Raw genomic sequence first — 6751 nt, forward strand, 5'->3', positions numbered from 1 at the left:
TGTCTGCTGACAATGCCCGAACGCGACGAATGAACGTCGAATCCTGCTCAAACCCGGGTCACGCCCCAGGTGCAGCCGGGACGACGCCGCCACCGTGGGCGGCGCCGTCGGGAGGGGGGGCAGCCCAGTTAGACGGCCTTGGCCCGGTAGGTCGCCTCGATGCTGTCGCCGACCTCCTGGTCGATCTGGCGCCAGTACTCGAACACCCTCGACAAGACGGGCTCCCGCACACCGCCGAGCAGGCTGCCGACGACGGTCTCGACGAGGCGTGCCCGCTGCTCATCTGAGTAGACGTCGCGCACCAGCGTGTGCGCCTGGCCGAAGTCGTCGTCCTCGGCGTGGAGCGAGTATGCCGCTCGCACCATCTCGCCGTCGGCCTCCCAACCGTTGTCGACCGGGCCCTGCTCATCCTGGTAGGCGCGACCGTACGAGTTCGGTGCATACACCGGCGAATCCCCGGAGTGGAAGAACTGCATCGCGCCCTCCTTGTCATAGGAGTTCGTCGGCACGATGGGCCGGTTGACCGGGAGCTGGTTGAAGTTGGTGCCCAGCCTGTTGCGCTGCGCGTCCGGGTAGGAGAACACGCGGCCGAGTAGCATCTTGTCGGGCGAGAGCCCGGTGCCGGGCACGGTGTTCGAGGGGCTGAAGGCGGCCTGCTCGATTTGCGCGAAATGGTTCACCGGGTTCTGGTTCAGCGTGAATCGCCCGACCGGGATGCGAGGGTAGTCCGCCTTCGGCCAGGTCTTGGTGAGGTCGAACGGATTGAACCGGTAGGTCTTCGCGTCGTCGTAGGGCATGATCTGCACTTCGACCCGCCAGGACGGGAAGTCGCCTGCCTTGATCGCGTCGAACAGGTCGCGACGGTGGAAGTCGCCGTCCTTGCCTGCGAGCAGGTCGGCCTGGTCGTTGCCGAGGTTCTCCACACCCTGCTCGGTCAGGAAGTGGTACTTGACCCAGAAACGTTCCCCGGCCTCGTTGATCCACTGGTAGGTGTGGGACGAGTAACCGTTCATGTTGCGCCACGTCTTGGGCAGACCCCGGTCGCCCATGAGGTAGGACACCTGGTGCGCGCTCTCGGGGGAGAGGGTCCAGAAATCCCACTGCATGTTGTTGTCGCGCAGGCCCGAATCTGGGAGACGCTTCTGGGAGTGGATGAAGTCGGGGAACTTCATTGGATCTCGGACGAAGAACGTCGGGGTGTTGTTGCCGACGATGTCGAAGTTGCCGTCCTGGGTGTAGAAGCGCAGAGCGAAGCCGCGCACGTCACGCCAGGTGTCGGGCGACCCGAGTTCGCCAGCGACCGTCGAGAAGCGCGCCAGCATCGGGGTCTTGATGCCCGGCTGGAACACCTTGGCGCTCGTGTACTGGGACACGTCTTCCGTGATCTCCAGTTCGCCGAAGGCGCCGGAGCCCTTGGCGTGGGGGGAACGCTCGGGAATCCGCTCCCGGTCGAAACGGGCCAACTTCTCGACGAGCGCCACGTCGTGGAGCAGCAACGGGCCGTCGGCCCCGATGCTCAGGGAATGGGCGTCGCTCTGGCGCGGGGCGCCAGCTTCCGTGGTGGAAGGCCTTGTCGAATCGTGGTGGGTGGTGGGGTCGAGGTCGGTCACGGTTTCTCCTTAATATTCGGATTCTGGGTTGATAGACACCGTCGCACCGGTCGGTCGACGGAGCGGATCTCGGTCGTTATGGGTTCTGAAGTGTGGGCCTCAGATGACGGGAGTGACGACATCACCCCCAGAGACGGATGCCACCTGGCAGGCAGCGCACACCCCGCGGAACAGCACGTCGGCCGCCTCGACGTCGAACCCCTGAGCATCTGAGGGTTCGAGGCAGGGAGCCGCACCGATGACGCATGGCACGTCAACAAGGCGACCGCAGACGCGGCAGAGCAGGTGGTGGTGGTTGTCGTGGCGGTGGATCTCGTAGCGGGCGGCGCTACGGGTGTCCGTCGCGACCCGGCGCACCAGGCCGGCGTCGGTGAGCGCCTGCAGCACGCCGTAGACGGCCTGCGTCGACACGGACCCGAGGCGGGCGCGCACCAGGGCTGCGATCTCGTCGGTTTCGGCGTGCTGGTGCTCCGCCACGATGCTCAGCGTGGCAAGGCGAGGGCTGGTCACCCGAAGCCCGGCTGCCACAAGCTGGGCACGAAGGCCCTGCTCAGCGGCCGATTCAGTGGCAGAAACCATGTCCCAACCATAGCCCTATATTTGATCTAGTCAAATAGATGAGTTTCTCTAAGAACTTGGTCTTGGGGATCGGAGCCGCGCGACGCAGGTACCTGTTGGCCGCGAAGGGTATCGTCCGAGGATGGATGACTGGAAGCCGGTGGGCTACCCGAGTATGAGCCCCTATCTGATCTGTCACGACGCCGAGAAAGTGATCGCCTTCCTGGGCGCGGCCTTCGACGGGGTGGTTCAGCGAAGGTTCGACCATCCGGACGGCGCGCTGATGCATGCCGAGATCAGGATCGACGACGGCATCGTGATGATCGGGGGCGGAGCAACCGGGGCGAAGGGTGACGGCGCCCACATTCATCTGTACGTCGAAGACGTCAGTTCGACCTTTGCCCGCGCGGTCGCGGCCGGAGGCGCGGTTGTCCAGCAACCCGTGCGCAAGAGCGAGGACGACGATCTGCGTGGCGGAGTCCGAGACCCCTCCGGCACGACATGGTGGATCGCGACGCAGTAGATTGCCGCCGAGGCGGACCCATCCAACCCCACGTCTGAACAACGCCGACGACCAAGAACAAGCGACGGCTGGGTCGGTTCGTTTGAGTGATACCCCCTGGGGGTAGCGTGGGTGACATGGACACAGCCACTGAACCCGAACGCGAAGGGCGGCATCAGAACCACCACCCCGGGATGGAGCACCACGGCGGGCACCACACGGGCGACATGCCCGGGATGGATCACGGCGGCCATACATGGCGGGCATGGACCACAGCGGCCATGACATGGCGGGCATGGACCACTCGGCCAACGGCGGGCACGCCCATCACGTCGGCCAGTTCCGCCGTCTCTTCTGGATCATGCTCGTCCTCGCGGTTCCCGTCGTCGGGCTCAGCGAGATGTTCGCCAGCCTCGTCGGGTATCAGCTGCCCAACGTCGCCTGGCTAGCCTGGGTTTCGCCAGTGTTGGGCACCGTGATGTATGTGTGGGGTGGGCGACCGTTCCTCACGGGTGCAGTCTCGGAGCTCCGGCAACGCAAACCGGGAATGATGCTGCTGATCGGGCTGGCAATCACAGTGGCCTTCCTTTCCTCGGCAGGAGCCAGCTTGGGGCTGCTCCCAGCGCAACTCGACTTCTGGTGGGAACTGGCCCTGCTGGTCGTAATCATGCTGCTGGGGCACTGGATGGAGATGCGTTCGCTCGCCCAGACGTCCTCGGCGCTCGATTCACTCGCAGCCCTGCTTCCCGATGAGGCTGACAGGGTTGAGGGCGACCAGACCGTGAAGGTGCCGCCCTCCGAGTTGAACGTCGGTGACGTCGTGGTCGTGCGCCCGGGTGCCTCCGTCCCGGCCGACGGCAAGATCGTCGACGGTGAGGCGCACCTCAACGAGGCGATGGTGACGGGCGAATCGGCCCCGGTGAAGCGCAGGGTGGGGGATCGGGTCGTGGCTGGAACGGTCGCCACCGACTCGGGGCTGCGGGTCGAGGTCACCGCGATCGGTGACGATACCGCCTTGGCAGGCATCAGCAGGCTTGTGTCGGATGTGCAGAGCTCGACGTCTCGGGCGCAGCGTCTCGCTGACAAGGCGGCCGCCTGGCTGTTCTGGTACGCACTCGGCGCGGCCGTATTGACCGCCATCGTCTGGTCGTTCCTCGGCCTTCCCGATCAGGCGATCGTGCGCACCATCACCGTGCTCGTGATCGCCTGCCCCCACGCGCTCGGCCTGGCTATCCCCCTGGTCGTTTCCATCGCGACCGAGCGGGCGGCCAGCGCCGGGATCCTCGTCAAGGACCGACTCGCGCTCGAGGCCATGCGGACCGTCGACACCGTCCTGTTCGACAAGACCGGCACGCTCACACGGGGCGAACCTGCCGTGACCGCCGTTGCAACACAAGGAGCGTTCGACGCGGACGACATCGTCGCTCTGGCCGCAGCAGCAGAGGCCGACAGCGAGCATCCGCTGGCCCGCGCAATAGTCGCCGCAGCCGAAGTTCGCGGCCTGCAGGTACCAGCCCGCCACCGGTTTCGCTTCAAGGCCCGCAATCGGGGGCAGCGCCAGCGTGGACGGCGCCGAGATCGCCGTGGGTGGGCCCGGCCTGCTGGAAGAGACGTCCACCACGCCACTGCCCGAGGCCGAGTTGTGGGAGCCGGAAGGCGCCACCGTCCTGCATATTCTGCGTGACGGTGCCGTCATCGGCGCCCTGCGCCTCGCCGACGAGATCCGGGCCGAGTCGAAGGCCGCCGTCGATGCATTGCACGCGGCGGGCAGAGCGGTCGCGATGATCACCGGCGACGCGGCGGCGGTCGCCGATGCGGTCGCGGCTGATCTCGGCATCGACAGGGTCTATGCCGGCGTACGCCCCGAGGACAAGGCCAGGAAGGTTGCCGAGCTGCAGGATGAGGGACGACGCGTTGCGATGGTAGGCGACGGCGTCAACGACGCCCCGGCCCTCGCCAAGGCAGATGTCGGCATCGCGATCGGCGCCGGAACCGATGTCGCGATCGCGTCGGCAGGGGTCATCCTCACCTCTGATGACCCGCGCTCGGTGCTGTCGGTGATCGAACTGAGCCGAGCGACATACAGGAAGATGCAGCAGAACCTGTGGTGGGCGGGCGGCTACAACCTGATCGCGGTGCCCCTTGCGGCCGGGGTGCTCGCGCCGATCGGGTTCGTCCTACCCATGAGCGTCGGCGCCCTCCTGATGTCGGCCTCCACCGTCATCGTCGCGTTGAACGCTCAACTGCTTCGGCGCGTTGATCTCTCCCGGCAGAGCTCCGGCGAACCGATGTAGTACCCTCTCTCTCTCGAAGCCCGACGGTCGGCGTCGGCTACGGATTCCTGGGGGCCCGGTGCGAATGCGCAAACTTGTCACATTCACCGTCGCGACGGTGTTGGCGTTGTTTCTGGTTCCGCCCACCCAAGCCAGTGCCGAGGCCCCATCGGTGGTGATCGTTGGGGAGAAGAAGATCGGCGTCAGCCAGAAGGCGGTCATCTCCGGGGTCGAGGGGGACATCGACTACCAGTGGACCATCGACGGGGTCCCGACCGCCCAGAAAACCCTGCCCACCGGGTCGCCGGTCGCCGAGGGTGCGTTCTTCCTCCTCGAGGAGTACCTGGGGCACGAGCTGGCCCTGAGCGTCGTCGTCACCCCGGACGTTGGTGACCCCGTCACCCTGCGCGACGGCCCTTACGAGATCGCATCGGGTCAGATACTCTCGCGTCCTCCCACCGTCACGGGGGAACCGCGGGTCGGACAGACCTTGGCGGCGAAGACGAACGTGATCTACCCGACCGACGGGGTCGTGTTCACGTACCAATGGCTGGGTCGGTGCTGGCTGGAACCGGTCGAAGGGGCCACTCAGGCGACGTTCGTGATCCCTGAGGTGCTCGTCGAAGATTGCGCGCCGAGGGTCGAAGTCTCGGCTAGCAAACCCGGGTGGGAGACCACTGTCCTGAGGAGTGCCAACACGCGCGAACGGATCATCGCTGCCGAGATCCCGAAGCCGACCATCACAGCGTCCTCGGCCCCAGTCGTACTCAAGAAGTTCACGGTGTGGGTGGACACCACACAGAAGGGAACCGGTGAGGTCGACGTCCGCATCAGGTGGACGCTCGACGGCGCCGAACTACCCGGAGAGACCAGCGACTCACTGCTTCCCGCCGCCGACTGGGCGGGCAAAGAGATCGAAGCCACCGCTACTGTCACCAGGCCGAACGGACAGAGCGTGACCGTGTCGACGGGGCCCCTCGTCGTTCGTCCCGCCCGACTCTCTGTCGACAGCTGGGTCCTGCACTCCCAAGCCATCGTCGGTTGGCCACTGCGCCTGAACTCGCCCGCACTTCCGCCGGGCGGCGAACGGGACGTCACCTGGGTTCGGGTGGACAGCGCCGGCCGAGAGAGCGTGATCCCAGGGGCCAAGGGGCCGGTCTACCGTCTGACAGCGGCCGACGTCGGGTACAAGGTGGGCGCAAGGGTCCGGACCAAGGCCCCTGGCTACGAGAGCACCAACACTCTGAACACCACAGTCACGCCCGTCGTGTTCAGCGTCTACACAACGCCTGGCCAACACACCGTCAACGGCCGGCAGTGGCGCACCACCTGCGAACCGTACTCGCAGACCCTGCGTTGCCGGACCGAGATCTGGGCCACCCAGGTTCAGCGAAGCGGCAACCGCTACGTACGACAGACAGGCTGGGCCTTCAACAACCTCACCTACCTGCCACTCAGCAGTGGGGTCTGGGGGTCCAATCCCTTGGCCAAGGCTGGCGAGTGGGTCGACTCGACCGGTCGTCAGTGGCGGACCGAGTGTGGGATGCCGAAGGTCGGTCGGGACACCTGCCGCACCTACGCCCGCGCCAGCGTCGTCTCCACCTACATGGCCGGTGGTCAGTGGCGGTACCGGACCAGCACCGAATGGGTCTTCAACAACATGGTCTACACGGCTTGATGAGGTGTCGGCCTCGGAGAGTGGTCGATCGGTCCGTCGGTCGATCGGTCCGCCGGTCGGCAGGTCCGTCGTTCGGCAGCATCCACGCTCCCCGAAAATCGGCCAGTGGTCGATTCTGATCCGTCTGACG

Annotated in this window: 6 protein-coding genes; 4 read left to right on the forward strand and 2 right to left on the reverse strand. The window is 66.0% G+C overall.

The features are described 5' to 3' along the window. Positions 1 to 128: 128 nt before the first annotated feature. Complete coding sequence (locus BUC15_RS18150) at positions 129 to 1610, reverse strand: catalase (RefSeq protein ID WP_073191354.1); 1482 nt, start codon at positions 1608 to 1610, stop codon at positions 129 to 131. Between the two features lie 99 nt (positions 1611 to 1709). Next, positions 1710 to 2189 (reverse strand): Fur family transcriptional regulator, encoded by a 480-nt coding sequence (locus BUC15_RS18155; RefSeq protein WP_073191357.1) that lies wholly within the window; start codon positions 2187 to 2189, stop codon positions 1710 to 1712. A gap of 121 nt (positions 2190 to 2310) precedes the next feature. On the opposite strand from BUC15_RS18155, the gene BUC15_RS18160 reads away from it, so the two are divergent. From BUC15_RS18160 to BUC15_RS18170, 4 genes are all read left to right on the forward strand, one after another. After that, positions 2311 to 2691 (forward strand): VOC family protein, encoded by a 381-nt coding sequence (locus BUC15_RS18160; RefSeq protein ID WP_073191358.1) that lies wholly within the window; start codon positions 2311 to 2313, stop codon positions 2689 to 2691. A 235-nt stretch (positions 2692 to 2926) separates the two neighbouring features. Beyond that, positions 2927 to 4354 (forward strand): HAD-IC family P-type ATPase, encoded by a 1428-nt coding sequence (locus BUC15_RS18165; protein WP_342741752.1) that lies wholly within the window; start codon positions 2927 to 2929, stop codon positions 4352 to 4354. Next, positions 4254 to 4964, forward strand: a complete 711-nt coding sequence (locus BUC15_RS21125; protein ID WP_342741753.1) for an HAD-IC family P-type ATPase — start codon at positions 4254 to 4256, stop codon at positions 4962 to 4964. Before BUC15_RS18165 ends, BUC15_RS21125 begins: the two co-directional genes overlap by 101 nt. Before the next feature lie 64 nt (positions 4965 to 5028). Then, entirely contained in the window at positions 5029 to 6621 is a 1593-nt protein-coding gene (locus BUC15_RS18170) for a hypothetical protein (protein ID WP_073191361.1), read from the forward strand. Positions 6622 to 6751: the final 130 nt, after the last annotated feature.

The sequence above is a fragment of the Tessaracoccus bendigoensis DSM 12906 genome, from assembly GCF_900141915.1.
Lineage (GTDB): Bacteria > Actinomycetota > Actinomycetes > Propionibacteriales > Propionibacteriaceae > Arachnia > Arachnia bendigoensis.

Bases quoted from the DNA above. Each gene is read 5' to 3' on its own strand.
- BUC15_RS18155 (WP_073191357.1), bottom strand. From the start codon at position 2,189: ATGGTTTCTGCCACTGAATCGGCCGCTGAGCAGGGCCTTCGTGCCCAG.
- BUC15_RS18160 (WP_073191358.1), top strand. From the start codon at position 2,311: ATGGATGACTGGAAGCCGGTGGGCTACCCGAGTATGAGCCCCTATCTG.
- BUC15_RS18165 (WP_342741752.1), top strand. From the start codon at position 2,927: ATGGCGGGCATGGACCACAGCGGCCATGACATGGCGGGCATGGACCAC.
- BUC15_RS18170 (WP_073191361.1), top strand. From the start codon at position 5,029: ATGCGCAAACTTGTCACATTCACCGTCGCGACGGTGTTGGCGTTGTTT.